This is a genomic window from Sulfurisphaera tokodaii str. 7, from assembly GCF_000011205.1.
Lineage (GTDB): Archaea > Thermoproteota > Thermoprotei_A > Sulfolobales > Sulfolobaceae > Sulfurisphaera > Sulfurisphaera tokodaii.
Map to the genome: position 1 here is coordinate 283,728 of NC_003106.2, position 26,542 is coordinate 310,269.

Annotated in this window: 26 protein-coding genes and 1 tRNA gene; 10 read left to right on the forward strand and 17 right to left on the reverse strand. The window is 32.8% G+C overall.

What is annotated here, in order from left to right; all coding sequences use genetic code 11:
- Positions 1 to 280: 280 nt before the first annotated feature.
- Genes rpsJ through STK_RS01510 form a run of 3 tightly spaced genes read right to left on the reverse strand, consistent with a single transcriptional unit; the run spans position 281 to position 2,568 of the window.
- Positions 281 to 589 carry a 30S ribosomal protein S10 gene (gene rpsJ, locus STK_RS01500; RefSeq protein WP_010978218.1) on the reverse strand — a complete coding sequence of 103 codons (309 nt, stop codon included), beginning with the start codon at positions 587 to 589 and terminating at the stop codon, positions 281 to 283.
- A gap of 31 nt (positions 590 to 620) precedes the next feature.
- Entirely contained in the window at positions 621 to 1,928 is a 1,308-nt protein-coding gene (gene tuf, locus STK_RS01505) for a translation elongation factor EF-1 subunit alpha (RefSeq protein ID WP_010978219.1), read from the reverse strand.
- A gap of 55 nt (positions 1,929 to 1,983) precedes the next feature.
- On the reverse strand, positions 1,984 to 2,568 hold the full coding sequence (locus STK_RS01510) for a 30S ribosomal protein S7 (RefSeq protein ID WP_010978220.1): 585 nt from the start codon (positions 2,566 to 2,568) through the stop codon (positions 1,984 to 1,986).
- Positions 2,569 to 2,652: 84 nt separating this feature from the next.
- Here STK_RS01510 and STK_RS01515 point away from each other — a divergent pair, with 84 nt between their 5' ends.
- Positions 2,653 to 3,132 (forward strand): bifunctional nuclease family protein, encoded by a 480-nt coding sequence (locus STK_RS01515; RefSeq protein ID WP_010978221.1) that lies wholly within the window; start codon positions 2,653 to 2,655, stop codon positions 3,130 to 3,132.
- A 4-nt stretch (positions 3,133 to 3,136) separates the two neighbouring features.
- Here the strand turns inward: STK_RS01515 and STK_RS01520 are convergent, their stop codons facing one another.
- From STK_RS01520 to STK_RS01555, 8 genes are read right to left on the reverse strand one after another with little or no spacing between them, the layout of a single operon-like run.
- A complete protein-coding gene (locus STK_RS01520) occupies positions 3,137 to 3,580 on the reverse strand; it encodes a 30S ribosomal protein S12 (RefSeq protein WP_010978222.1) in 444 nt (147 codons plus the stop codon).
- Between the two features lie 12 nt (positions 3,581 to 3,592).
- Complete coding sequence (locus STK_RS01525) at positions 3,593 to 4,024, reverse strand: NusA-like transcription termination signal-binding factor (RefSeq protein WP_010978223.1); 432 nt, start codon at positions 4,022 to 4,024, stop codon at positions 3,593 to 3,595.
- On the reverse strand, positions 4,025 to 4,345 hold the full coding sequence (locus STK_RS01530; protein WP_010978224.1) for a 50S ribosomal protein L30e: 321 nt from the start codon (positions 4,343 to 4,345) through the stop codon (positions 4,025 to 4,027).
- 5 nt (positions 4,346 to 4,350) lie between these two features.
- The gene (rpoA2, locus tag STK_RS01535) at positions 4,351 to 5,529 is read right to left on the reverse strand and encodes a DNA-directed RNA polymerase subunit A'' (protein WP_052846867.1); all 1,179 of its coding nucleotides are present in this window, start codon (positions 5,527 to 5,529) and stop codon (positions 4,351 to 4,353) included.
- Between the two features lie 5 nt (positions 5,530 to 5,534).
- Positions 5,535 to 8,177, reverse strand: coding sequence for a DNA-directed RNA polymerase subunit A' (gene rpoA1, locus STK_RS01540; RefSeq protein ID WP_052846236.1), 2,643 nt, complete (start codon positions 8,175 to 8,177; stop codon positions 5,535 to 5,537).
- Positions 8,170 to 11,550 (reverse strand): DNA-directed RNA polymerase subunit B, encoded by a 3,381-nt coding sequence (locus tag STK_RS01545; RefSeq protein WP_010978227.1) that lies wholly within the window; start codon positions 11,548 to 11,550, stop codon positions 8,170 to 8,172. Before STK_RS01545 ends, rpoA1 begins: the two co-directional genes overlap by 8 nt.
- 5 nt (positions 11,551 to 11,555) lie before the next feature.
- The gene (locus STK_RS01550) at positions 11,556 to 11,810 is read right to left on the reverse strand and encodes a DNA-directed RNA polymerase subunit H (protein ID WP_052846238.1); all 255 of its coding nucleotides are present in this window, start codon (positions 11,808 to 11,810) and stop codon (positions 11,556 to 11,558) included.
- Positions 11,811 to 11,864: 54 nt separating this feature from the next.
- On the reverse strand, positions 11,865 to 13,196 hold the full coding sequence (locus STK_RS01555; protein WP_010978229.1) for an NAD(P)-dependent malic enzyme: 1,332 nt from the start codon (positions 13,194 to 13,196) through the stop codon (positions 11,865 to 11,867).
- A gap of 38 nt (positions 13,197 to 13,234) precedes the next feature.
- Here STK_RS01555 and infB point away from each other — a divergent pair, with 38 nt between their 5' ends.
- Positions 13,235 to 15,043: a translation initiation factor IF-2 gene (gene infB, locus STK_RS01560; protein ID WP_010978230.1), complete on the forward strand. Its 1,809-nt coding sequence runs from the start codon at positions 13,235 to 13,237 to the stop codon at positions 15,041 to 15,043.
- Here the strand turns inward: infB and ndk are convergent.
- Together ndk and STK_RS01570 are read right to left on the reverse strand one after the other, a co-directional pair.
- Positions 15,015 to 15,458, reverse strand: a complete 444-nt coding sequence (ndk, locus tag STK_RS01565) for a nucleoside-diphosphate kinase (protein ID WP_052846241.1) — start codon at positions 15,456 to 15,458, stop codon at positions 15,015 to 15,017. The genes infB and ndk overlap by 29 nt on opposite strands.
- The gene (locus tag STK_RS01570) at positions 15,458 to 15,643 is read right to left on the reverse strand and encodes a 50S ribosomal protein L24e (protein ID WP_010978232.1); all 186 of its coding nucleotides are present in this window, start codon (positions 15,641 to 15,643) and stop codon (positions 15,458 to 15,460) included. The genes ndk and STK_RS01570 overlap by 1 nt, the downstream gene beginning before the upstream one ends.
- Positions 15,644 to 15,710: 67 nt before the next feature.
- Here STK_RS01570 and STK_RS01575 point away from each other — a divergent pair, with 67 nt between their 5' ends.
- From STK_RS01575 to STK_RS01600, 6 genes are all read left to right on the forward strand, one after another.
- Positions 15,711 to 15,962 carry a 30S ribosomal protein S28e gene (locus tag STK_RS01575; RefSeq protein WP_010978233.1) on the forward strand — a complete coding sequence of 84 codons (252 nt, stop codon included), beginning with the start codon at positions 15,711 to 15,713 and terminating at the stop codon, positions 15,960 to 15,962.
- Positions 15,963 to 15,966: 4 nt separating this feature from the next.
- The gene (gene upp, locus STK_RS01580; protein ID WP_010978234.1) at positions 15,967 to 16,617 is read left to right on the forward strand and encodes a uracil phosphoribosyltransferase; all 651 of its coding nucleotides are present in this window, start codon (positions 15,967 to 15,969) and stop codon (positions 16,615 to 16,617) included.
- Positions 16,618 to 16,651: 34 nt separating this feature from the next.
- Positions 16,652 to 18,073 (forward strand): Asp-tRNA(Asn)/Glu-tRNA(Gln) amidotransferase subunit GatB, encoded by a 1,422-nt coding sequence (gatB, locus tag STK_RS01585; RefSeq protein ID WP_052846244.1) that lies wholly within the window; start codon positions 16,652 to 16,654, stop codon positions 18,071 to 18,073.
- Positions 18,074 to 18,158: 85 nt separating this feature from the next.
- Positions 18,159 to 18,866 carry a phosphoribosyltransferase family protein gene (locus STK_RS01590; protein ID WP_010978236.1) on the forward strand — a complete coding sequence of 236 codons (708 nt, stop codon included), beginning with the start codon at positions 18,159 to 18,161 and terminating at the stop codon, positions 18,864 to 18,866.
- Entirely contained in the window at positions 18,863 to 19,450 is a 588-nt protein-coding gene (locus STK_RS01595) for a hypothetical protein (RefSeq protein ID WP_010978237.1), read from the forward strand. The genes STK_RS01590 and STK_RS01595 overlap by 4 nt, the downstream gene beginning before the upstream one ends.
- A 118-nt stretch (positions 19,451 to 19,568) precedes the next feature.
- A complete protein-coding gene (locus STK_RS01600) occupies positions 19,569 to 20,210 on the forward strand; it encodes a 2,5-diamino-6-(ribosylamino)-4(3H)-pyrimidinone 5'-phosphate reductase (protein ID WP_010978238.1) in 642 nt (213 codons plus the stop codon).
- On the opposite strand, the gene tes is transcribed toward STK_RS01600, so the two are convergent.
- From tes to purB, 4 genes are all read right to left on the reverse strand, one after another.
- Positions 20,205 to 21,953: a tetraether lipid synthase Tes gene (gene tes, locus STK_RS01605; RefSeq protein ID WP_010978239.1), complete on the reverse strand. Its 1,749-nt coding sequence runs from the start codon at positions 21,951 to 21,953 to the stop codon at positions 20,205 to 20,207. The genes STK_RS01600 and tes overlap by 6 nt on opposite strands.
- 69 nt (positions 21,954 to 22,022) lie before the next feature.
- Positions 22,023 to 22,943, reverse strand: a complete 921-nt coding sequence (locus STK_RS01610) for a thiamine-phosphate kinase (protein ID WP_052846246.1) — start codon at positions 22,941 to 22,943, stop codon at positions 22,023 to 22,025.
- An 11-nt stretch (positions 22,944 to 22,954) separates the two neighbouring features.
- A tRNA-Thr gene (locus STK_RS01615) sits at positions 22,955 to 23,052 on the reverse strand.
- Positions 23,053 to 23,084: 32 nt separating this feature from the next.
- A complete protein-coding gene (gene purB / locus STK_RS01620; protein ID WP_010978241.1) occupies positions 23,085 to 24,437 on the reverse strand; it encodes an adenylosuccinate lyase in 1,353 nt (450 codons plus the stop codon).
- A gap of 42 nt (positions 24,438 to 24,479) precedes the next feature.
- On the opposite strand from purB, the gene STK_RS01625 reads away from it, so the two are divergent.
- Both STK_RS01625 and STK_RS01630 read left to right on the forward strand, forming a co-directional pair.
- Positions 24,480 to 25,481: a formate--phosphoribosylaminoimidazolecarboxamide ligase gene (locus STK_RS01625; protein WP_010978242.1), complete on the forward strand. Its 1,002-nt coding sequence runs from the start codon at positions 24,480 to 24,482 to the stop codon at positions 25,479 to 25,481.
- Positions 25,478 to 26,527 carry a formate--phosphoribosylaminoimidazolecarboxamide ligase family protein gene (locus STK_RS01630; RefSeq protein ID WP_052846248.1) on the forward strand — a complete coding sequence of 350 codons (1,050 nt, stop codon included), beginning with the start codon at positions 25,478 to 25,480 and terminating at the stop codon, positions 26,525 to 26,527. The genes STK_RS01625 and STK_RS01630 overlap by 4 nt, the downstream gene beginning before the upstream one ends.
- Positions 26,528 to 26,542: the final 15 nt, after the last annotated feature.

Here is a 26,542-nt window from a genome sequence, read left to right on the forward strand (position 1 = left end):
TATACCTATTTATATATTTTGCAAAGAGAAGATAATGACAAAATGATTTTTTAGAACTTACATACAAAAATCTTTTTCCTAATTTATAATTTTGATCATAAATATAAAAATTCGTTTATTATTCATATTCTATTACTTTTTATATATTTACATATATCGAACTTGTTACGATAAATATAAATATAGAAAACTAATTTGATATTATAATAATTAAATATTATCAAGTTAAAATCATATATTGAATAGAATAAAAAGGCAAAAGGCTAATAAGTTGTAACTTTTATATTAATTCTATCTCTATATACACATCATCTGGTACTCTTACTCTCATTAATTGTCTCATGACTCTCTCATCAGATGCAATATCAATTATTCTTTTGTGTATTTTCATTTCCCAATGCTCCCATTTTTTCTTTCCTTCGCCATGTGGTAGTCTCATTACTGGAACTTCCATTCTTGAAGTCGGTAATGGAATAGGTCCGCTTATTTCTACTCCAGTTTTTTGAGCCAAAGTTTTTATTTGATTCACTACAAAGTTCAAATTCTCTATATTAGTACTCCAAAGTCTAATTCTCGCCTTAGTAGGCATAAAATCACCATATAAAAAATATAAAATCTTATTATTTAATCTCTACCTTCTTTGGTTTTACATCAATAACTACTCCAACTCCCACTGTTTTACCCATATCTCTCATAGCAAATCTTCCTAATGCTGGGAATTCTCTGAATTTCTCTACAACTAACTCTTTTATAGGCTTCATTTTTACTATTGCTGAATCACCAGACTTTAGGAATTGTGGGTTCTTTTCAACCTCCTTACCGGTCTTTGGATCAATCTTTGAAGTGAGTTCTGTTATTCTACAAGCTACACTAGCTGTATGTATATGAACTACTGGGGTATAACCAACACTTACAGCTGTTGGGTGCCATATTACTATTATTTGTGCTGTAAATTCGTCTGCAACAGTAGGTGGAACATTTAAGCTACCAGCAACATCTCCTCTTTTGATATCTTTCTTTTCAACACCTCTAACGTTGAATCCAATATTATCACCTGGTTCCGCTTTTTCAATTTTTGTATGATGAGTTTCAATAGATCTAACTTCACCAACCTTTCCTACTGGCATAAATACTACTTTATCACCTACTTTAAGGACACCAGTTTCTACTCTACCTACTGGGACTACACCTACACCAGAAATTGAGTATACTTCTTGAATTGGTATCCTTAATGGCTTATCAACTGGTTTTGGCGGTATCTCTAGTTGATCTAAATATTCTTCTAATGTTGGACCAGTATACCATTTCATATTTTCAGATCTCTGTGTTATATTTTCACCAGTTGGCGCAACTACTGGTACAAACTTAACCTTGTTCATATCAAATCCAAAGCTTTTCATAAACTTACCTACTTGATCTACAATTTCTTTGAATCTTTTCTCATCATAAGGTGGATCAGTTAGATCCATTTTATTTACAGCTACTATCACTTGATTTATTCCCATTGTTTTTGCTAGTATTATGTGTTCTCTTGTTTGTCCTTCTGCACTCATACCAGCTTCATATTCACCTTTCTTAGCTGAGACTACTAATATAGCAGCATCCGCTTGGCTTGCACCAGTTATCATATTCTTTACGAAGTCTCTATGACCAGGTGCGTCAATAATTGTAAAGAAGAACTTCTTTGTCTCGAATCTCATAAAGGTTAAGTTTATCGTTACACCTCTTTCTCTTTCTTCTTTTAATCTGTCTAGTAAGAAGGCATACTTTTCTGATTCTTTCCCTAGTTTCTTTGCAGCTTCTTCTGCTTCTTTTATTGTTTTTTCATCTAGAAAACCTCTATCCATCAAAAGTCTTCCAACTAAGGTGCTTTTACCATGGTCTACATGTCCTATAACAATTAAATTAAGGTGTGGCTTTTGTGACATCTTACTCCCTCTTGCACATAATTAACGTAACAAGCATTAAAAGTTTAGCTATAAGTTATCTCGAGCTTAATGCAATTCTCTCAATTTCTTCTTTCTTTCTAATCGCAAAGCTTTTTGGATCATTGCTTGCTGCGGCAATTATTTCTTCAGCCAAGGCTTCTTCTATTGGTTTAGGATTATTAAATGAAGCCTCTTTTGCACCCATAACTAGATGTCTTAAAGCTAGGTCTACTCTTCTCTGTGGAGCTACATCTACAGCAACATAGTAAACAATACCACCGTACATTATTCTTGTTACTTCTTCTCTAGGTGCAGAGTTTTCTATAGCCTTAACTAATACCTGAATAGGATTTTGACCAGTTTTTAGTGCTATTATATCAAAAGCAGTTTTCACTATGTTATAAGCTAACATTTTCTTTCCCTTATTTCTACCCGGTCTCATTACATTATTGATAAGTCTTTCTACGATTGGTAATTTAGCTTTTCCAAACCTCCTATGCTCATGCCTACCGCCTGTATGGGGTAAATAAACTGGCATTAAACCTATGTATTTCTTTAGACTAGGATCTCTAATTTCTACTTTTGTATCCCACTTACCAAATACTTTGAGGTCTATTGATGAAACTTCAAAGGATTCCATATTTTTATCTTATTGCAATAAACAGTTTTCCCTTAAATGTGTTTATGAAGGATTTTATAGTGCAAATACATAGTATATAATATAATGAGCCAAGATAATTCAGAGGAGCTAATAAAAGTAGAAAAAGTAGAAGCGTTCTTTTACCCTATTCATGGGATTCCAACAATGGTATTATATCTAGAAGATGGAAGAGAATTTAAAATGTTTCAGATTCCACCAGAAATTGTTATAGCATTAAATAGATTACAGGAGAAAAGAGATTACGAAGAATTATTAAGAGGTGATAAGAGAGAAAATATATATGATGTGCTTGCATTCTCTTCTGAAATTAAAGATCAATTAAGCAAGATAATAAATAGAGTTATTATAAATGATGTGAACGAAGAGTATGGAGTTTATATTGCTACTGTAGAATTTAAATTTGATGGAGTAATTATAGAAAAACAATTAATTCCTAGTCATGCAGTTTTTCTTGCGATAGTATCTAATAGACCAATTTATGTAAAGAAGAACTTAGTTGATGAGCAAGAAAAACAGGAGAGAAAAAGCGGAGAAGATGTATAAAAATCTATCTTACTGGCTTTTGTTTTTTACCCTTATATAAAGCATCTAATGAAACACCATTAACCATAATTACCTTATATCTTACTCCGGGTAAGTCTCCCATTGATCTGCCTAGAGTTCCTCCAATTCCAGCAATGACTACCTCATCATGTTCGTCAATGAAGTTTACGCCACCGTCTCCAGGAACGAAAGCAGTAACTATTCTACCGTTTTTTACTAATTGTACCCTTACAGCTTTCCTTACGGCGGAGTTAGGTTGTCTAGATTCAATTCCTACTTTTTCTAGGACTACCCCTCTAGCCATTGGTGCTCCTTCCAATGGATCAAACTTTTCTTTTAATTTTAACATTCTTCTCTTGAATTTTCTTTGATGCCATCTAAACTTAAGTCTCTTTAACCTTAATTTCCTTGCAGCAAACATTCCTTTAGGTGATTTACCTCCTGCCATTCTTCTTCACCCTTAAGTTATAATCACGGAATCAATATCCATATATCTTTTTAATATTAACTTTGCTCTAGTAACATTTCTTCCGTTCTTACCAATAGCAAGGCCCTTATCTTGAGGATCAACATTAATATAAACTGTCTTCTTAGAATTAGACTGAACCACTTTTACACTTCTCACCTTTGCAGGTGCCATTAGATTTCTTACTAAATCTTCTAGATTATCGCTATATCCTACTATCTCAATTGATTTTCCTATAAGTTTTTCCAGCCTTTTTACATTAGAACCATTTTTACCTATAGCTGTTCCCATATTTTCTGGGTTTACAAGAAATATAATTCTGTTATTTTCTTCATCTACAATACAATCCCTTGCAGTTACACGCGTTACGTCTTGAAAAAGTGACATATACCTTAATTCCTCTGAAGTAAGCTTAATCTCAGGCAATTATTGAGCCCCCTCCTTTATTTCTTCTAGTAATCTGGATTCACCAGGATCTATAACACCAATAGTGGATATCATAAATGGTTTTCCACAAAGTGTTCCTAATTCATATGCACTACCATTATACTGATAAACTGGAATATTAGATATCTTTGCATAAGCTAGAATATCATCTTTAAGATCTTGCCTCAAGGTAGAAGCTATTATTACCATTTTTACTTTCCCTGTCTTCACCATTTTTATTGTTTTTTTGCTCCCAAAAACTACTTTTCCTGTTCTTAATAAAGTTTTTAGCTCGCTTTCAAATCCTGTTACTTCTGCCATTTACTTCACCTCACATTCAGCCTCATAGTCAACTCAACTATACCCGTGCCCAATCTAATTGGTTGACCGATTATAATATTTTCTACTACTCCTTTAAATTCTTCCATTTCTCCTCTTGCTGCAGCATCAAGTAAATGTTTCACAGTTACCTCGAATGCAGCTCTAGCTAATACGCTACTTTTTTCTCCAGTTACTCCATGTCTTCCAATTTGTCTAACTACACCAGTTCTTGTCATTATATCTGCTACTAATAGAATATGTCTCATATCTACATCTAGACCTTGTTCTTCAAGAACTTTTTTAATCTCTCTTGCAATAGCCTCTCTTGCAGCCTCTATTCCAAAAGTGTCTGCTATCTCATGAATATTATTTGTCTGAATTTTATTTACATCAACACCCTTTATTCCTATTACGCCTTCTAAGTTTGAACCATCAGTTATAATTACATATTCATCTCCTTTTTTCTGTACAATAGCTCTTCTAATTCCTTTTATTCCTTTAATTTTTGTATTTAATAACTTTTCACGCATTTTAAACAGAGCTGAAATATTATCTATTTCCTCAAAGTAAATGGTAAAAGTATAATCGTCAATATCTTCAATTCGTATCTTACCTAATTTTAACTTCGAGATGATCTTCTTAACACTAGAAGGATCTACTCCTTTATCTTTAAGCATCTCCTCGTCTAATTGTATGGTAATAGACATATTAGTTATATCAACACTTATAGATGAAATCACATTCTCTATTTTGGTATACTCAATTTTTCTTGCTATTTCCAATGCTTTTTCTTTATCGTATTTATATTCATCTGTTAAATAGATAGTCATTATAGGGGTAGATGGTGTTTTTCTAGCGTCAACAATCTCTATTAATCGGGGTAAACCCAAAGTAACGTTTAACTCTCTAATACCGGCAAAGTGGAAGGTTCTTAAAGTCATTTGTGTACCAGGCTCGCCTATTGACTGTGCTGATACAATACCTACAGCTTCTCCAGGTTCAATTAACGACTCTTGGTAATCTTTCACAGCTAAATCTATTATTTTATCCACATCAGATTCTGTGAGATTTATATCAGTATTTAATAAAGCTTCTCTTAAATCTTGTATTACTTTATCAGGTAATTTATCCCTTATTTGTTCTAGTGATCTTTCTATATAAGATTTAATATAGTCCGAAACCATATAGTTCACCTCTTCCATCCTACTACTCTTTCTATTATTCTATTTACGTCAACAGTTTTACCGTGAGAACTATACATTGGATGCACCTCGTCTTCACCATAAGCTAGTTCGATTACTTCACCATATAAGGATCTTACAGTACCATCATATTCTACCCTCAAATCAGATAAGGCATTAATTAGTCTTCTCTGCATGTAACCGCTTTGCGATGTTTTAACTGCTGTATCAACTAGTCCCTCTCTACCTCCTGCCGCATGGAAAAACATTTCTATCGGTGTTAGTCCTCTTGTGAATGAGTTATGTACAAAACCTCTAGCATCTGGGGAAATATCTCCAGGCTTAAAATGAGGTAATGTTCTTGTCATATACCCTCTTTTTATTCTTTCTCCTCTTACTGACTGCTGACCTAGCATAGCTGTCATCTGCGTTATATTTAGTTCACTACCTCTTGCACCAGTAACTGCCATGATATAAACATTGTTGAATGGATCTAGATATTTAGTAGCTATATCACCAGCTACTTTTCTTAATTGATCTAACGTTTCTAAAATGTGATCTTCTAAGCTCTCTTCAGCAGTTCTACCAGGGATTAATTCTAATGTTCCTTCATTATATTGCTTAATTAATTCTTCTACTTTCTTATAAGCTACTTCTATTTGTTCATCAATTTCTTTAAATGCTTGAGGCGGTATCGTTACATCATCTAACGTCATAGTGAAACCTCTTAACTCGATAAACCTTATAAATAGTTTGAACACGTTATCCATTACCCATCTTCCATATTCTGTCCCATACTCTCGCACTAACCAATGCAATATACTTTCTGGTTGCTGGTTTCCTATTGCTTTTTTATCTAATACTCCTTCTAAAAGTATACCGTTCTTGATAACTATATACGAATCATGGGGACATACTTCATTTTTACAAGCTCTGAAACCTTTGGATATGTTAGCTTGTCCATGGAAATTGAAATCTTTTGGCAAGAATAGACTTACTATCTGTTTTCCGGTGTAATATTCTCTAGGTGCTAGTATTGCAGGCTCTCCTATTTCACCCATAAAATCAGTTACACCCAGAATTGTAGTTACTTCTTCTCTAGTAAGTAACGTAGTTTTTACTGTTAATAGATAAGCTCCACTAATATAATCTTGTGCTCCACCCATTATAGGACCTCCATACCTAGGGGTTATTATATTCCTGTGTACTAGCATTATTTCTTTAGCTTCAGCTATTGCTTCTTCTGATTGAGGCACATGTAAATTCATTTCATCTCCATCAAAATCAGCATTATATGGGGGACATACTAACAGATTTAGCCTGAAAGTCCTACCTGGTAATACCTTTACCTTATGTCCCATCATAGAGATTCTATGTAGAGATGGTTGTCTATTGAATAATACAATATCACCATCAATTAGATGCCTTTCAACAATATATCCGGGGGTTAAACTTGATGCAAGCTCCTTTCTATCCTTTACATATCTTAAATCTATTCTCCTACCATCTGGTCTAATAACATAATTTGCACCCGGCCATTTTTCTGGGCCATTAATTACATATTGTCTCATTCTTTCTATATTCATTTTAGTAACTCTTTCTGGCACAGTTAACGTTTTTGCAATAGCTACCGGTACTCCGACTTCATCAATACTTATATTAGGATCAGGTGATATTACGGTTCTTGCTGAAAAGTCTACTCTTTTTCCAGATAAGTTACCTCTGAATCTACCTTCTTTTCCTTTTAGTCTTTGAGCTAATGTTCTTAAAGGTCTACCAGATCTATGTTTTGCTGGTGGTATTCCAGGTATTTCATTATCGAAGTAAGTAGAAACATGATATTGTAATAGATCCCATAAATCTTCAATTATTAATTGTGGGGCACCAGCATCTATACTTTCCTTTAGTCTTTCGTTTATTCTTATTATATCCACTAACTTATGAGTTAAGTCGTCTTCAGCCCTAATTCCACTTTCTATTGTTATTGAAGGTCTAATAGTTATTGGAGGAACTGGCAATACTGTTAAAATCATCCATTCTGGCCTAGAATATTTAGGATCATATCCTAGTAATTCATAATCACTATCTGGTATTCTTTCTAGTCTTTCTCTTATATCTGAAGGAGTTAGTCTAATAACACCTTCTTTCCTCTCTTCATAGAAATTATACGGTTTCTCCAACTTTATCTTAAATTGTTTTTCACCACAGTGAGGACATTCCATGTTTTTCATTGCATTTTTCTTTATATATTCTACTAATCTTCTTGCTGCTGAAGGCCATCTATCCTTAATTGCGTGATATATTCTCGAATATCTCTGCAAATCTTCTTCTTTTATCTTAAGCCTTCCACAATGTCTGCATGTAGCTCTTAATATATCATAAACATGCTTTACAAAACCTACGTGAATTACTGGCCTTACTAATTCTATATGACCGAAATGTCCAGGACAGCCATTTAAAGTATTCCCACATGTAGGGCATTTTTGGCCTGGTTCAATTACTCCAAGCCTTGGATCCATTACACCTCCTTCAATAGGAGTACCGTCTTCGTCGTAAACTTCAGATGTTATAATAGCTGTCACTGACATTTTTCTAATTTCATCTGGAGAAAGAATACCAAATTTTATCCCTTTAATTATCTTTTCACTCATTATTCTCACCACCTACAGAAACTTTATCACCTAATACTAATCTAGGTGATATAACCATACTCATTAACTCTTGTAAAAGTAACTTAAATGCATATGAAACAGTAACTGGATATAAGTTTGCATTCTCACCATGTATTGGACATACATACTTATTTCTAGCTCTATCATACCAACCTATATATCCGCATTTATCACAAACATAAATTGTTGCTTTATCTGAATTATCTAATAATCTATCTTTAATGAGCATTGCAGTCCCAAAACCAATAAGACAGTCTCTTTCCATTTCTCCGAATCTTAATCCGCCTTCACGAGCTCTACCTTCAGTTGGTTGTCTAGTTAATATTTGTACCGGTCCTCTAGCCCTTGCATGCATCTTATCAGCAACCATGTGATGTAATTTTTGATAGTATACTATACCAAATAATATTCTGCCCTTTAATTTCTGACCTGTTCTACCATCATAAACTACTTCTGTCCCGTCTGGTAATAATCCAGATTCCCTAATTCCTTTCCTTATTTCTTCTAAAGGAGGACTTTCAATAAATGGAGTAGCATCAACTGGTTTACCCGTTAACGCAACATACTTGCCCGCCAAAGCTTCCATTATTTGTCCTATTGTCATTCTTGATGGTAATGCGTGTGGATTTAAAATTATATCTGGAACTACTCCTTTTACTGTATAAGGCATGTCAGCTTGATCTATTAGCATCCCTATTACTCCTTTTTGTCCATGTCTTGTAGCAAATTTATCACCTATTTCTGGAATTCTAAGATCTCTTACTCTAACTTTTACTAACTTATTTCCTTCAGATGATTCGGTTACTAATACTAAATCTACTATACCCATCTCTCCATGTCTTGTAACAATTGAGGTATCTCTCTTTGATTGCTCCGGAGATAGTTCTTTAAATTCTTGTAAAAATCTTGGCGGACTAACTTTACCTATAAGTACATCTCCACCTTTTACTTCAACCTCTGGGGATACTATTCCATTATCTTCAAGTAATCTATAATACTCATTACCCTTGTAACCCTTAGTACCTGGCTCTGGCTTCATTATTTTATCTTCTTGACCTCCAGGATATTTCAACTCTTCAGTTGAATAAAGTCTGAAGAATGTTGACCTATACATACCCCTTTCTACTGAAGATTTATTCATTATAATTGCATCTTCCATATTATATCCCGTGTATGACATTACTGCTAAAATAGCATTATTCCCAGCAGGCCTATCATTATAACCTATAATGTCTAATATTTTTGTTCCTACCAAAGGTTTTTGCGGATAATGAAGTAAATGAGCACGAGTATCAGTTCTGAGCTGATAGTTAGCTGCATATAATCCTAAAGCTTGTTTAGCCATAGCAGATTGATATGTATTTCTTGGTGACTGATTATGTTCTGGATAGGGAATAATCGAGGCTGTAATCCCTAATATAGCTGGAGGCCATATTTCTAAATGAGTATGATCTTTAGTAAGGTCTTGTGGGTTAAGTGCAATGTATGCATTTTCTTCTTCTTCAGCATCTAGAAATTCAATCTTACCTTGTTTTACAAGGTCATCAAAAGTTATCTCTCCTTTCCTTAATTTTTCTATGTCGTCTTCGCTTACTAAGGGCTTACCATCTTTAACAATAATTAATGGTCTTCTAACTCTTCCTCCATCACAATTTATATGTACTTCATTTATGTATTCTGTGACTATATGAGCAACATTAACTTCGTCACTAATCTTACCAGATCTACGTAGCTCTCTTATTTTTTCTGCTAGTTCTTTTCCATCTGGATAATATCCTAATAATCTTCCATTTAAATAGACTTTACTCCAATTTAGATACTTATTTATATCCTCTTCAGCTGAAAGTCTATCTATAAGTTCCTCTTGAGATATAACACCTTGTTCATAAATTACCTTTTCTATGCTTGATTCATTAATACCAACGGAAACTTGAGCTAATAATGCCAAATTTTTAACTAGTCCACTATTAGGACCTTCTGGGGTTTCAAACGGACACATTCTACCCCATTGAGTTCCATGTAAATCTCTAGCTTCAAAGTTTGGTTGTCCTCTAGCTAGTGAGGATACTACTCTCCTTAAGTGACTTAACATTGATAACCAATTAGTTCTATCTAATAGCTGACTTACGCCAGTTCTTCCTCCAACCCAATTTCCAGTAGCTAGTGCATGTCTTACTCTTTCAGTAATTATATCAGCCCTTACTAATGCAGTTAATGAAAGTCTTCTACCCCTTACTTTTGCCTTTTCTAATTGATAGACCAGATCTTTAACAAATGCTTTAAATGCAACTCTGAATAAGCTTGTAAATAAATCTCCTGCTAGTCTAACCCTCTTATTAGCATAATGATCTTTATCATCTGGTTGTCTTCTTCCTAGATATAGTTCTAGAAGCTTATTTACAGCAGCAGCCAAATAATATCCCTTCTTCTTCCTATCTTCTGGGGATGTACCAATGTGAGGTAAGAAGTATTTATCTATAATTTGCTCGGCTCTTTGAATTCTGTTTTCTCTTTTCTGACCTATAGCTATCCTATTTCCTATAAAGTCAAGGGCATCTTCAACTGTAGTTATTGAACTTGCTTGCTCTAATGAAGGTAGTAATTCATTCTGTATTTCTGGATCTAAAGATACTGCATAAACAATGTCCTTATCTGTAGTGAAACCTAATGCTCTCATCATAATGACAAATGGAATTTTACCTGGAACTGTAGCAAATGATACTTGAATACTACTATCCTTTAATCTTTCAATTACTACTTGAACTCTATATCCCGCAGCAGCTGATGTAATTTTTGCAACATGGGTTATATTAGAACCACTTTTACCATAATCAACCAATACTCTATTAGTGGCCAAATCTTCTTGCGCAACGATTACTTTTTCTGTTCCATTTACTATAAAATAGCCTCCAGGATCCTTAGGATCTTCTCCTATCTTTATTAGCTCATCATAAGTCATGTTAGATGTAGGATCTGCAATTGATTTTAACATAATTGGCAGATCTCCTATATAAACCTCAATTGGCTCTCCTTCTATATTATTCTCTATTGGAATCATAGTTAGATACAATGGGACAGCATAAGTTAGATTCCTAAGTCTAGCCTCAAGAGGAGTTAATTCTTTAGGGGGTCCTTTATCTGTTTCTCTAATTCCAGGTCTATCATATCTTATTTTACCTAACTTAATTTTTAATCCAGGTATTTCTGTTATAATTTCCCCTTGTTCATCTATTATTTGTTGTAATTTATTTCGCAGAAAATCATTGAAAGAATCTAAATGTTGTCTCACTAAACCCCTTAGTTTAAAGAATGATTTAACAATTTCCCATCTCTCATTAACTGTAAGACTCACTTATATCACCCACTTATAACGTATCTATATACAACTACTTCTCCAGACAAAGAGCTTTTTCTGGTAATTTTAATTATATCTCCAGGTTTTGCACCAACTAATTTAGCTATAGGATCTGATGCTCTAATCCAAGGAAGTTGCTCTGGTTTTATTCCTAATTCCTTAAGAATTTTATAAGCTTCTTCTATGCTTAGGACCTCATGCTTAGGAACAAGCTCATGCTGACTAGGATCTATTTTAATTTTTGATGAAGAACGCATTATATTCACCAAACTAAGTCGTAATATGTAAGTAGTTTCGACCACTTAAAAAAATTATGTTAATGAAGAAAGGAGTTTTCTTGCAGAATTTATAATCTCTCTTGCGGAAGAATAAATTTCGTCATATGATAATGAAACTCTTGCAATACCTTGCTGTATAGCCTTCATCCCTACAGCAGCTGCTACTCTTGGGTATACTTCCCACTCAGTCATTTTGGGAATAATATAATTTTCATTAATTCCTTTTTCTCTAGCAAAGGAAGCTAATTCTCTTGCCGCTTCGATTACCATTTCATCAGTTATAGTTTTCGCTCTAACATCTAAAGCACCCCTAAAAACTGCTGGAAATATTAAGGAGTTATTTACTTGGTTAGGTAAATCACTTCTTCCAGTAGCTACAATCCTAGCACCAGCATTTTTCGCTTCATCTGGCCAGATTTCAGGAACAGGATTAGCTAATGCAAACACTATTGGATCTTTATTCATTAATTTTATCCAATCTGATTTTATTACACCAGGGCCTGGCTTAGAAGCTGCAATTAAAACATCAGCACCTTTAAAAGCATCTTCTATTGTCCTAGCACCAATTTTATTTGTTTTTTCTAGAAGTTCATATTTCCATGGATTTTCTAATTTCATTGAATCCTCATCATTTCTTCCTTTATACAATGGTCCTTTACTATCTATAACAATCATATTTTCATAGGGAACACCATATTTATATAATAATCTCGCTGTAGCTATATTTGCTGCCCCAGCGCCATATAGAATGACTCTTATATTTTTTGGGTCTTTGCCAGTTATCTCAAGAGATGTTATTAATCCAGCTAGTGTAGCTCCTGCTGTACCTTGTTGATCGTCATGCCATACAGGAATTTCAACTGTTTGCCTTAATTTATCTAGAATATAAAAACATTTAGGTGATTCTATATCCTCTAAATTAATCCCTCCAAAAGCTGGTTCTAGTATTTTAACTGTTTCAATAATTTTATCCGGATCCTTCGTACCTATCGGCAACGGTATCGCGTCAACACCACCTAAATATTTAAAGATCAAAGCCTTTCCTTCCATTACTGGCATTGCGGCCTCTGGTCCAATATCTCCTAATCCTAAAACTCTTGTACCATCAGTTACTATAGCGATAGCATTCCACCTATAAGTATAATGGAAAGATAATTCTTTGTTTTTCGCAATTTCCTTGGATACTGCTGCTATACCTGGAGTATATAAAACGGCAAAATCGTCTATGGATTTTATAGGAACCTTAGGTAATATTTGTATTTTTCCCTTATATTTAGAAGAAATTTCAATTGCCTTTTTATCTAATTCACTCAATGTAATAACACCAGTATCTTTACTAAATATAAGATTAAATTTTTTGAGCATGAAATAGATATCAATGTGGTTTTAGTTGGTGAAAGATTATGTCTCAACAGTTACAAAGTAGAAGACTTAGACAACCTATTGTAGTGGTTTTAGGCCATGTAGATCACGGTAAAACAACATTATTAGATAAAATTAGAGGAACTGCAGTAGTAAAAAAGGAACCAGGGGAAATGACTCAAGAAGTAGGAGCTAGCTTCGTTCCTACGAGTGTAATAGAGAAAATAGCAGAACCATTGAAAAAGACATTTCCAATTAAACTTGAAATACCTGGATTACTCTTTATTGACACTCCAGGGCATGAACTATTTAGTAATCTAAGAAGAAGAGGGGGGAGTGTTGCAGATATTGCTATTCTTGTCGTAGATGTAGTAGAAGGGTTTCAAAAACAAACTTATGAATCCTTAGAGATATTAAGAAGTAGAAAAGTTCCTTTCTTAGTGGCCGCAAATAAAATTGACAGAATACCTGGCTGGAAACCAATAGATACTTATTCCTTCTTAGAAAGTATAAAAAGCCAAAGAAAAGATGTACAAACTCAACTAGATAATTACGTATATAGGCTTGTAGGACAATTAGCAGAATTAGGCTTCAATGCAGATAGGTTCGATCGTATAAGAGATTTCACTAAAACAGTTGCAATAGTACCTGTTTCAGCTAAGACAGGCGAAGGAATAGCTGAATTACTTGCTCTACTTGCTGGATTAACACAGAATTATATGAAAACAAAATTAAGATTTGCCGAAGGACCGGCTAAAGGTGTTATATTAGAGGTAAAAGAATTACAAGGGCTCGGATATACTATTGATGTTATTATATACGATGGGATCTTAAAGAAGAATGATACAATTATAATTGGGGGTCTAAACGGGCCAATTGTAACAAAGGTAAGGTCAATTCTTGTACCAAAGCCTTTGCAAGACATCAAAGTAGTTAAGACAGACTTAACACAAATTGATGAAGTTTATGCTGCTGCAGGTGTTAAGATTTATGCACCAGAACTCGAAAATGCATTAGCAGGTTCTCCGTTATTTGTAGCAGAGAACGAGCAACAAATTGAAGAATACAAGAAAATTATACAAGAAGAAATAGCTAGTGTAAAATATTACAATGCAAACATAGCAGGTATTGTTGTTAAAGCTGATAGTTTAGGAAGTTTAGAAGCTATAGTTGAAGGACTAAAACAAAAGAACATTCCGATTAGATTAGCAGATATAGGTCCTATAACAAAAAAAGATATAACTGAAGCTGAACTTACTTTACAAGAAGCAAAAGAATACGGAATTATAGCCGCATTTAGAGTAAAACCATTACAAGGCATAGAAGTCCCAAATAACATTAAGTTAATTTACAGCGAAATAATATACCAATTAATAGATGATATAGAGAAGTATATAACAGAAGTAAGAGAAAGTGAAAAGAGAAGAACTCTAGATTCTTTAATTCTTCCAGGCAAATTTAGGTTAATACCAGGTTATGTATTCCGTAGAAGTGATCCAGTAATAGTAGGTGTTGAAGTGCTAGGAGGAATAATAAGGCCAAAGTTTCCAGTTATGAAAAAAGATGGTAAAAGAGTGGGTGAGATACTTCAAATTCAAGATAATAAAAAAAGTGTAGATAGGGCTACTAAAGGAATGGAAGTAGCTGTTTCTATAAAGGGAAATATAATGGTAGGAAGACAAATTGATGAAGGAGAAATACTCTACACTGATGTACCAAAGGAAGATTTAGAGATACTATTAACCAAATATAAAGATATAATCACAGATGATATGAAAGAAGTTATAAAGGAAATAATTAATATAAAAAGAGTTAATGACCCTACATATGCACTTGGGCTAAAGGTGTAACTAGCTCTTCTTCTTTGAAAAATATACTCATTTCTCTTTTTGCCTTTTCTTCACTATCTGAAGCGTGTATAACATTTTCTGCTTTACTTAAGGCATAATCACCTCTTATTGTACCTGGTGGAGCCTCTTTAGGGTCAGTGTTTCCTATCATTTTTCTAACAACACTAACAGCTTCATCTCCTTCGATTACCATACACACTACTGGACCAGAAGTTATATAGCTAATTAACTCCTCAAAGAATGATTTACCTTTATGCTCTTCATAAAGTCTTTCTGCAGTAGGTCTATCTATTTTAACCATTTTTAAGCCTATAATTTTAAGACCTCTTTTTTCAAATCTAGAAATTATTTCGCCAATAAGATTTCTTCTTACACCATCTGGTTTTATCATAACAAAAGTTCTTTGGATACTCATCACTTACCACCTATATATGATTTTGTCCATTTCAACTTTTTAGGATCTCTATGTAGCTTCAACATTGATTTTTTACATTTATTTGAACAGAACCATAATATACTACCATCATTTCTTATATACATTAAACCAGTTGCTGGCGGTATTTCTTTTCCACAGAAACTGCACTGTTTAATTGAGGGCATCTCATGATAATACAGAGAGTGAAGTATTTAAGTGAATTGGTTTTTTGATTACTAAGGGAATAAGAAAATGAGCGAAAAAGAAAAATCACAAGCTCAGTCTTCGGTAATTGAAGAATTTGGATTCCCAGCTGAAGTAATACAAATTCTAGATAGAACTGGTGTTACTGGTGAAGTAACTCAGGTTAGAGTCAGAGTTTTAGAAGGAAGAGATAAAGGAAGAATTTTAACCAGAAATGTAAAGGGCCCAGTAAGATTAGGTGATATTTTAATACTTAGAGAAACAGAGAGAGAAGCAAGAAAATTGACAACAAAGAGGTAAATATATGCCTCTTTTTGTATTATCTAAACCAATTACATTACATTTTTTAACTCAGTTAAGATCTAAAAATACAGATCAGATTACTTTTAGGAAGACTTTAGTAAGATTAGGTAGAATTATAGGATATGAAATTCTTAATATGTTAGATTACAACATTATTGAAGTAGAGACTCCTTTAGGTGTAAAAGCTAAAGGAGTCTATATCTATGACTTGGAAAATATCGTAATTATAAGTATTCTAAGAGCAGCAACACCATTAGTTGAAGGACTTCTTAAAGCATTACCAACTGCTAGACTTGGTGTAATAGCTGCTAGTAGAAAGGAGACACAGGTTAATTTAGGATATCCAAAGGAAATGGAAGTTGAAATATTCTATAATAAAATACCAGAAATAAACATAAAAGACAATGTAATAATAGCAGATCCCATGATAGCTACAGCGAGTACAATGCTCAAAGCGTTAAATATAATAAAAGACAAAAAGCCTAAGAGAATTTTTATTGTATCTATAATAATATCCGAATATGGTCTGAAAAGAATATTAGAATCTTATCCCGATGTTAATATTATAACAGTATCTATAGATCCAGAATTAGATAATAGAGGATATATTTTGCCCGGATTAGGTGATGCAGGAGATAGAGCATTTGGTTAAACATTTTTATCCTTAAATGCTTTCATCAATAAATATGGTTAAAATAGGACTAGAAGTACACGTTCATCTTACATCATTGAAAACTAAATTATTCTGCTCCTGTCCTAGTGATTATACTGGGAAGGATCCTAATACAAACGTATGTCCCATATGCTTAGGTTTGCCTGGCGCAATTCCAGTATTAAACGAAAACGCTGTAAAAGCAGCTATTATGGTTGCTCTAGCCATCAATGCCGAAATAGCTAATTCTTTGATTATGGTAAGAAAACACTATTTTTACCCCGATATGGCAAAGAACTACCAAATCTCCCAATATGATGGACCTGGTAGCATTGCAATCAGTAAAGGTGGGTATCTAAAATTAAGAGAAGGCAAAACAGTTAGAATAAGAAGAATAAACATAGAAGAAGATCCTGCGAAGATAATCTATCCTACGGGATCAATGCTAACTAGCAAATACACGTTACTAGATTATAATAGATCTGGAATGGGACTGCTTGAAATAGTAACGGAACCTGATATGACGGAACCTAAAGAAGCGAGAGAATTTCTAGAGAAATTAAGATCTATATTAGAACACTTAGGTGTATGTAATTGTGATTTAGAAGGAGCTATGAGAGCAGACGCTAATGTCTCAGTAGAAGGAGGAGAGAGAGTTGAGATAAAGAACATAGGTTCGCCCAGAGAAGTAGAAGAAGCGTTAAAATATGAAATTGCTAGACAAAAAGCTGCTATAGCACAAGGTTTACCAGTTAAAAGAGAAACTAGGCATTGGGATTCTGAAAGAAAAGTAACAGTACCTACTAGGACAAAGGAAACAGAAGAAGATTACAGATATTTCCCAGATCCGGATTTACCACCATATCCAATAACTCAGGACCTCATAGAAGAAATAAGAAAGACTTTACCTGAATTACCCGATTTAAGGATAAAAAGATTAGTTACTCAGTATGGAATTTCAGATTACGATGCAACTGTATTAGTTATGGATAAAGCATTAGCTGATTTATTTGAAGAGACTGCGAAACATTATAGTAATTATAAAAAATTAGTCAATTTATTAATAAATGATTATTTAAGATGGTTAAATGATAAAAACCTAAGGCCTTCCCAATCCAAGGCTGGAAGTCAGCATTTAGTAGAATTATTAAAGTTGCTTGATGATGGAGTTATCACAATAAAAATAGCTAAGGAAATTCTTCCTGAAATTGTATTAGAAGGAAAAATGCCATCATCTATAATAAAAGAGAGAGGCCTTGTTGCAATAAAAGATGAAGATTACTTAATTAATGTAATAAAAGAAGTAATTAATGAAGAACCAGATGCTGCTGAAAAGGCTAAGAATGACCCTAAGGTTATAAATTATCTAGTTGGTAAAGTTATGAAAAAGACTGGAAAAAGAGCTGATCCACAATTAACTAACGAGTTAATAAAGAAGATTCTAGGCATTAAATAATCACAGCGTGGGTTTTTCATCACTTCTCAGCACTTAAAACCTCGATCATCAAAAATAATAGGAAGATGGTGATATTTATTTGAATATGCAAAAAGACAAGGATTTACGATTAAGATTAACAGTAGTGGATTTACTTAAAGAATTAAAAAACAGTTTCACTTATAAAGAACTTGCTAAAATCTTTAATATTCAAGAAAGTTTATTATGTAGATACGTTAACGGTTCTACTATTCCAAGTGAAGTACATGCAAAAGAGATACTTGACAAGTTAAAATCAAGAGATTTCCTAGTAAAATTCTTACTTAATAAAATAATTATTCATGATGACGGATATATTGATACTTCACGATTACTATTTTATCCAAATTTACTTAAGATATTAATTGAAATGTATTATTATAGATTTTTCGAAAATAAAGAAATAACTAAAATAGCTACTGTTGCTGTTAACGGGATTCCTTTTGCCACATTAACTGCTGAAGCTCTAGCTAAACCTCTAATAATCATAAAAAAGCATAAAGATTCTATGTTTATTGATTATATTGATGAAAGTTTAAAGGAGGCAGATGGTGTTATAACATCTATTTTTTTAAGAAAAGATTATATTTCAAAGAATGATAAAATACTACTTATTGATGATGTAATTAGAAGTGGTAAAACAATTACTACAGCAACAAAACTAATTAGAAAAGCTGGAGCAGATATAGTTGGAGTTTTAGTAATAGCTAGCGTCGGTAACGAATGGAGTAAACATATTAATGGGATACCGATTAAACCATTATTTGTATTATGATAGCAAGAATTCTAAAAGATGTATACGTAATAAAAGGAAATTTTAACAGTTACTTAATTATTACTAACAATCAACATGTAATTCTAATCGATAGTAGTAATGGAAATGATTCTAGTATATTAATAGAGGGAATTGAGGAAATACTATCAAAATACGATAAAGGAATAGACTATCTAATATTAACAAGTCATTATGAGGAAGTCTCTGGAGGAGCCAATTATATTTCATCTTTTCTACAAATACCATATATTGTAGCAAGTAAGGAGGATGCAATACTCATTAGAAAGGGAATAGGTAAAGAAAAATCCTATACTCCAGCTAAAGTAAATCTTGAAATTAAGGATACTACGAAGAAAATAGAAGAGGATATTTACATATTTAAATCAAAAGCGCCTACTTTAGGATCCCTTCTTGTTCTACATAAGAATATTATCTTTAGTGGAGTTAACAAGATATCAGGTATTATGAATAGGATAAATTATATATGTAACGCATATGAATGTAAAAAGGTAGAAGAGCTTTGGTTTTCGAAGAAAGATGTGACTCATGCGGAAGATTTACAGAAACAAAATACTGTGGAGTGAAAAAAATTAATGTTTGCGTAGACTGCTGTTTACTCTGCAACATAAGAAGTAAATGTGAGCTTAGGGTTTGGTTTCATGACCTAGTGCCTATAATAAGTGTTAAAGGGAAAATTTCAAAATGAGACCCTATATTATAATATTCAGTACTACTACTATAGATGGTAGAATTGCCTCAAAAGACTATTATAGTGAACTAAGCTGTCCTTACGATAAAATGAGATTACATATTTTAAGAACTGAAGTTGATGCTGTATTGGTTGGTTCTAATACTGTAAGGATAGATAATCCTAAGCTTTTAGTTAAGTATGCTAAGGGAAGAAATCCTGTTAGAGTTACAATAAGTGAGAGCTTAAATTTTGATCCTAATCTAAATATATTTAGTGTACCTCCTGATACAATAATTTATACTACTTACCAAGCTTATCTAAGGAATGAGGATAAAGCAAATGAATTAAAGAAAAAAGGAGTAAAAATAAGAGTTTTAGAAAAACTTTCATCTTGTATAATTGCAGAAGACTTATACAATTTAGGAGTAAAAAGAATTCTAATTGAAGGAGGAGGAAGAACTATATGGAATTTTATAAAGGATAATTGCTTTGATGAGATTAGGATAACAATATCTCCTAAAATTTTCGGAAATGGTGTTTCAGTAGTAAATGGAGAAGGATTCAAAGGAATAGAAGCACCAGAGCTTAAACTTGTAGATTGTAAAATATGTGAATGTAAAAAAGAAATTCATTTAAGATATATGAGATTATAAGAAGGGTTTGTATGTTAACTGGTATATTTCTCCTTGCTCAAGTCTTGTTGCATTTCTCTTGTATTTCATTGCATCTCCAATACTATCTTCTCCGTGCATCTTAATCCATTTATCTAATGGAATTTGATATTCTTTTAAGATCTTATCTCTGTATAAATCATTTAATACATTATATGTACAGAATGGAATAACCCTACCATCTGGCGTTACATAATGAATATCACATCTCATTACTCTTTGAATATCATAGTTATATAAGTCCATGAAATGCATAGTACCTAAGAATAATGTTCTATAATGCCATTCGCCTAGAGCCTCATAATTATGGTTTACTATAATATTATATAGCATCTTGTACACATCGAAATCTTTTGGACCCTTCTCCTTATCAATAAACTTTCTGAGATTATATAGCAACTTAATTCCTATCCAATATTTATTTCCTCCTTCTCTTAGTTCTTCTGTCTTCTCCTTTAGATATTCTAATAATCCTTCTAAATCAATAAATTTAGATATAGGAATAAAATGAGGTTCTCCATTTCTCCATTCTACATAGACATATGTTCCTGCTCCACAGCTTGGATGATTAGCCATTTCAAACTGTTCTTTACCAGTTAAAGCTTCAACAAGTTTTGAGAATACAACAGAGGTTCCTATTGGATACCAGCTATCTCTTGTAATTTCACCATCCGTTTGCTCCTCGATATTCTTAAGTACTTCTGGAATGGTTATTCTAAATTTGTTTCTCATGTTTCTCTTCATCATCCCGGTTAAACTAACAGGTTGGAAGTTTACTGATCTAACTACATCTAAGTTATATGCAGCAAACTTAACTATATTACCTAGGTCTTGATCATTAACTGTCTTTATAACAGTAGGTACAAGTACAACACTTGTCATTCCAGCCTTTCTAAATACTTCTAAAGTATATGGAATCTCCCAATGATTCTTTGGATTCGTCCTCCTATTAGTACCATCAAAACTCATATATATAGTATTAACTCCAGCTTCTCTAAGCTCTCTAGCATATCTTATGGCTTTTTCTGGATCTTCAAAATACATCTTTGCAAAAGTTCCTCCCCATGTATTTAACTGAATATGCTTAACTCCACTTTCTCTTAATACTCTAACAATTTCAATTAGATCCTCTCTTAATGTTGGTTCTCCGCCAGTTATTTGAATTACTAGTGTTATATCTTGTCTTTTTAGCTGGTTTACCATGAATTTTATTTGCTCTATGGTAGGTTCAAATACGTATCCTGCTTTTTCAGCAAAGAAGAAGCAATACCAACAAGATAAATCACACCTATTAGTTATTACTAAATTAACTAGTGCTGAGTGCTGGTGATGCATTGGACATAATCCACAGTTAAATGGACAAGGAGACTTAAGATCAACATAAGGTACTTTAGGTCCTTTACCCTCATACTCCCAGTAATCAAATTTATAGTATAAGCCTACATCTCCATAATATAGATCTTCAAACTCTCCGTGTTCTGGGCAAATTTTTCTAATATAAAGTTTATCTTCTTTTTCAAATATAACTGCTGGCAATAATCTATAACATACTGGACATAAGGAGCTTGTAACTCTGACAAGTTTCTCATTTTCAGTCAGTTTAGGCAATGGACCTCCAACTTTTATTTCTCTATCTCCGAATTTTACAACACCGTTTTCGAACTTTGAAGGAGCTGGTAATAGCCTAAAACCGCCTTGTGGTTCCTCTTGTGAAGTCTGTGCCATATTTACCTATCTACTACATAAAGAATTGCATATATATAAACAATTTCACCGTATATACCATCAATTAGGTTAAAACCATCCTGTAAAATTATCCCAACCAGTTTTTTTAATTATTGATTTTTTATATTCTAATACAGCACGTGAAGTTACTCTTCCAATTATATTGGGTGAAAAACCTAGATATTCCATATAATCAATAATTTCTGAGGCATTGTCATGCTTAACGACAATTAATGTTTCAAACTCTTCGCCACCATATTTAAGTAAATCATCGATCTTTATTCCATATTCATAAGTTTTCTCAATAACATTTTTCGAAAAAGGCAAATCTAGTAATTCTATGCCTTTTTTAGAACGTTCAATAATGTTATATAAAGATACTATCAGACCATCACTTATATCAGTTGAATAATTAATTGATGAGCAATAGTTCTCAAAGAGATCCTTAATTCTTCTATTAATAATAGGGTGTCTAACTTTATTTATTTCTGTTTCAGTAAGCTTTATTTTCCAATTATTGATATATGATAGAAAAACAATAGATGTGTATCCTATAAAATTACTTATTATAACTATATCATTTTCTTGGATATTTTTTACATCTTTGTAACAAATAGCCTTACCTACACCAGCTATATCTATCCATCCAGTAGTAGAAGCAGAATTAAGATCACCACCTATATATTGTGAACCATAATAATCGCTAGCATCTTTAATTCCTCTTACTATATCTTCTATCTGTGATACATATTTCTTATCTATCCCTAAAGAAGATAATATAAATTTTGGAACTCCTCCTTTTGAAAAAATATCACTCATTACAGCAGTAACAGCTTTCCATCCTATGTCATAAAAGTCCATGAAATTGAAAGTATAATCGAGTTTAAAACCATCAATTTTATACATATTATTATCCTTATCTACATATACATCATCTTCTACGTAACTATATTTCCCTATAATATTTTTTATAATTTCGTGCTCACTCATAGTAATCACAGAGCCGCCGCGGGGACTTGAACCCCGGACCACCGGCTTTCTTGGATCCTTCTTAGGAACCTTACGAGGCCGGCGCTCTACCAGACTGAGCTACGGCGGCATATTATAATTTAGAGTATCAAAATAAAATTTTTACGTCTGTTCAATAACATTCTTTGCATATGATAATGCTCTACTTATTAATTTCTTGTATTCTCCTAAATAGCTATACGGATTTAATGCTTCTATTATTTTCTCCTTACCTAGTATTTTAACTATTTCCTCATTGTCTAAAGCAGCTTCAAGCAATGATTTCCCTTCTCTTTCTGCTTCTCTAGATACTTTCATAACAAGTTCATGAGCTATATGCCTTGGAACATTTGCTAATGTAAGATTAATCATTAAGCTTTCAGCCATAATAAGACCTTTAGTGAGTTCTAGGTTCTTTCTCATATTTTCTGGGTAAACTCTTAGATTTCTTAAAAGAGCTTCCATACTCTCTAACATCTCATCCATTATAAGAAAAGAGTGAGAAAGAATTATCCTTTCAGATGAGCTGTTAGTTAGATCTCTTTCATGCCATAAAGGTATATTTTCTAGCTCAGATATTACAAAGCCCCTCAATACCTTGGCTAATCCACTGATTTTTTCCGCAGTTACTGGATTCTCCTTATGAGGCATAGTACTACTTCCTACTCTTGATTCTGCAGAACCTTCAGCTAACTCTAAAATTTCAGGTCTCATTAGCTCCCTTATTTCTAAGGCAAATCTGTCAAGCTGAGACGCTAAAATTGCAAGATCTGAGACTAACTCAGTATATCCGTCACGAGGAGCTATCTGAGTAGAGATTTCATGAGGAGGTAATCCTAAGTATTCTGAAACATATTTTTCTATCTCTAAACCTTTATCTTTCCAACCTGCCATTGTGCCTACTGCCCCAGCCATTTTTATTTTAAGTAATCTTTTGCTTGTATCGTTAAGCCTCTCTAACGAACGAGTAAACTCATAAACGTAATTTGCAAATTTAAAACCCAGCGTTATTGGTAACGCGTGTTGCCCATGTGTTCTACCTACCATTACAAGTTCTTGGTATTTTTCAGCATATTCCATTAATATTATTATTATATTTTTTAATTTTTTCTTTATTATATTTATGGCATCCCTAAAAATTAATACATTAGCTGTATCTACTATGTCATAACTTGTAGCACCAAAATGAATAAATTTACCAGATTCGCCAGATAATTCAGCTAAATGCACAGTTAATGCCATAACATCATGTCCTAATTTCTTCTCTAATTCTTCTACTCTGCTTATATTTATTTTGTCTATGTTTTTTTGCACAACCAGTACATCCTCTTCTCTTACTAAACCTATCTTTGATAAAGCATAAAGTAACGCTACTTCTACTGTAGCCATTCTTTTAAGAATTGTAGCTCTTTGGAATAATTCTCTCATCTCTTTGCTTCCGTATCTCCAGTCTAATACACAAACTGAATTTTCCACGGGAGAAATTATTTATTAAGTAGTATATGTGATTTTTTATTAATGTACATACTTACGATAGGAAGTCATTCATCATTACAAATATTACATGGAGCAAAAAAAGAAGGGTTTAAAACAGCTTTAGTAACGCCAGAAAAGAGAGTAAAATTCTACAAACAATTTACTTTCATAGATGAAGTTTATGGATACAAAAATGAAGATGAGGCAGTAGATTATATTAATGACTTTGCAAATAACGGTATACTTATCCCTCACGGGAGTTTAGTAGAATATATTGGACCCGAAAGAGTAAATAAGATAAAAACAAAAATTTTTGGAAATAGGAATCTGTTCGAATGGGAAGCCAATCAGAAAAAGAAAATGAGTTTATTAAAGAGTGCAAAAATAAAAATCCCCGAACAATTTGAAAATCCAGAAGATATAGACAGATTAGTTATAATTAAGTTACCAGGTGCTAAGGGAGGAAAAGGTTATTTTATAGCTAGAAATAAAAGTGAAGCAAAAGAAGGTTTAAATAAATTATTAGAACAAAAAATGATAAGAAGCATAGATGAAGTAATAATCCAAGAATATGTAATAGGTGTTCCTATGTATTTTCAATTTTTCAATAGTATCATATTAAATAGACTAGAAATTATGGGTATCGATATTAGGTATGAAACGAATATTGATGGACTAAGAAGACTTCCAGCAGATATTAAGATAGACCCTACTTTAGTTGTAGTAGGTAACATACCTGCAGTGGCTAGAGAAAGTCTTTTACCCCTCGTATACGAATACGGTGAAAATTTTGTTAATACGGTAAAAGAATTGGTACCTCCAGGAATGATTGGACCTTTCTGTTTAGAATCAGTAGTAACTGATCAAGGAGACATAGTGGTATTTGAATTCTCTGGAAGAATAGTAGCTGGAACTAATCTTTATGTTAATGGAAGTCCATATAGTTGGCTTTATTGGGATGAACCCATGAGCGTTGGCAGAAGAATCAGTAGAGAGATAAAATTAGCAATAAACTCTAATAAGTTAGAACAGGTGTTAACATAATGGTTAGAATAGCTGCTCTTGCAAGTCATTCTGCCCTTGATGTTTTTGATGGAGCTAAAGATGAAAATTTTGAGACTATAGCTCTTTGTAAAAAAGGTAGAGAAAGACCTTATTTAGAATTTAAAAGAATCGTAGATGAATGCATCATTTTAGATGATTTCAAAGAAATAGCTTCAGAAAAAATAGATAGTTACTTAACTTCTAGAGATGCTATAATAATTCCTAACAGAAGTTTAGCAGTATATGTTGGTTATGATAATCTAGAAAAAATGAGAACTAAATATTTTGGAAATAGAAAGATGTTAAGATGGGAAGAAAGGACTGGAGAAAAAAATTACTATAAAATATTAGATGAAGCTAAAATCAGAAGACCTAAAATATATAAACCTGAAGAAGTTGATGGTGCAGTTATAGTAAAATTACCCGAAGCTAAAAGAAGAGTTGAGAGAGGATTTTTCATTGCTGTTAATAAAAAAGATTTTGATGAGAAATTAGATTCCTTAATGAAGGCCGGTATTATAGATGAAAAAAGTGTTAATGAGATGGTAATAGAAGAGTATATATTGGGTGCCCATTTTAATATAAACTATTTCTATTCACCAATTTTTAATAGAGTTGAACTTTTAAGCATAGATAGAAGAATACAGAGCGATCTAGATTCCTTTTACAGATTACCAGCTGAAATACAGCTTAAACTTAATAGATTGCCAAGATTTATAGAAGTAGGACATGAACCAGCTACTATAAGAGAGAGTTTACTTGAAAAAGTTTTTGAAATTGGATATGCTTTTGTAGAAGCTACAAAAAAACTAGAACCGCCTGGTATAATAGGGCCCTTTACACTTCAAGCAATGGTTACACCAGAATTAGATTTAGTAGTATTTGATGTTGCCCCTAGAATAGGCGGCGGTACTAATGCTCATATGGGAATAGGCAGTCAATATTCTAAACTTTATTTCGGGAAGCCTATTAGTTTAGGTAGAAGGATAGCAATTGAGATAAAAGAAGGAATAAAAAACGGAGAATCTAATAAAATTCTTACATGATAATTATAACGTAAC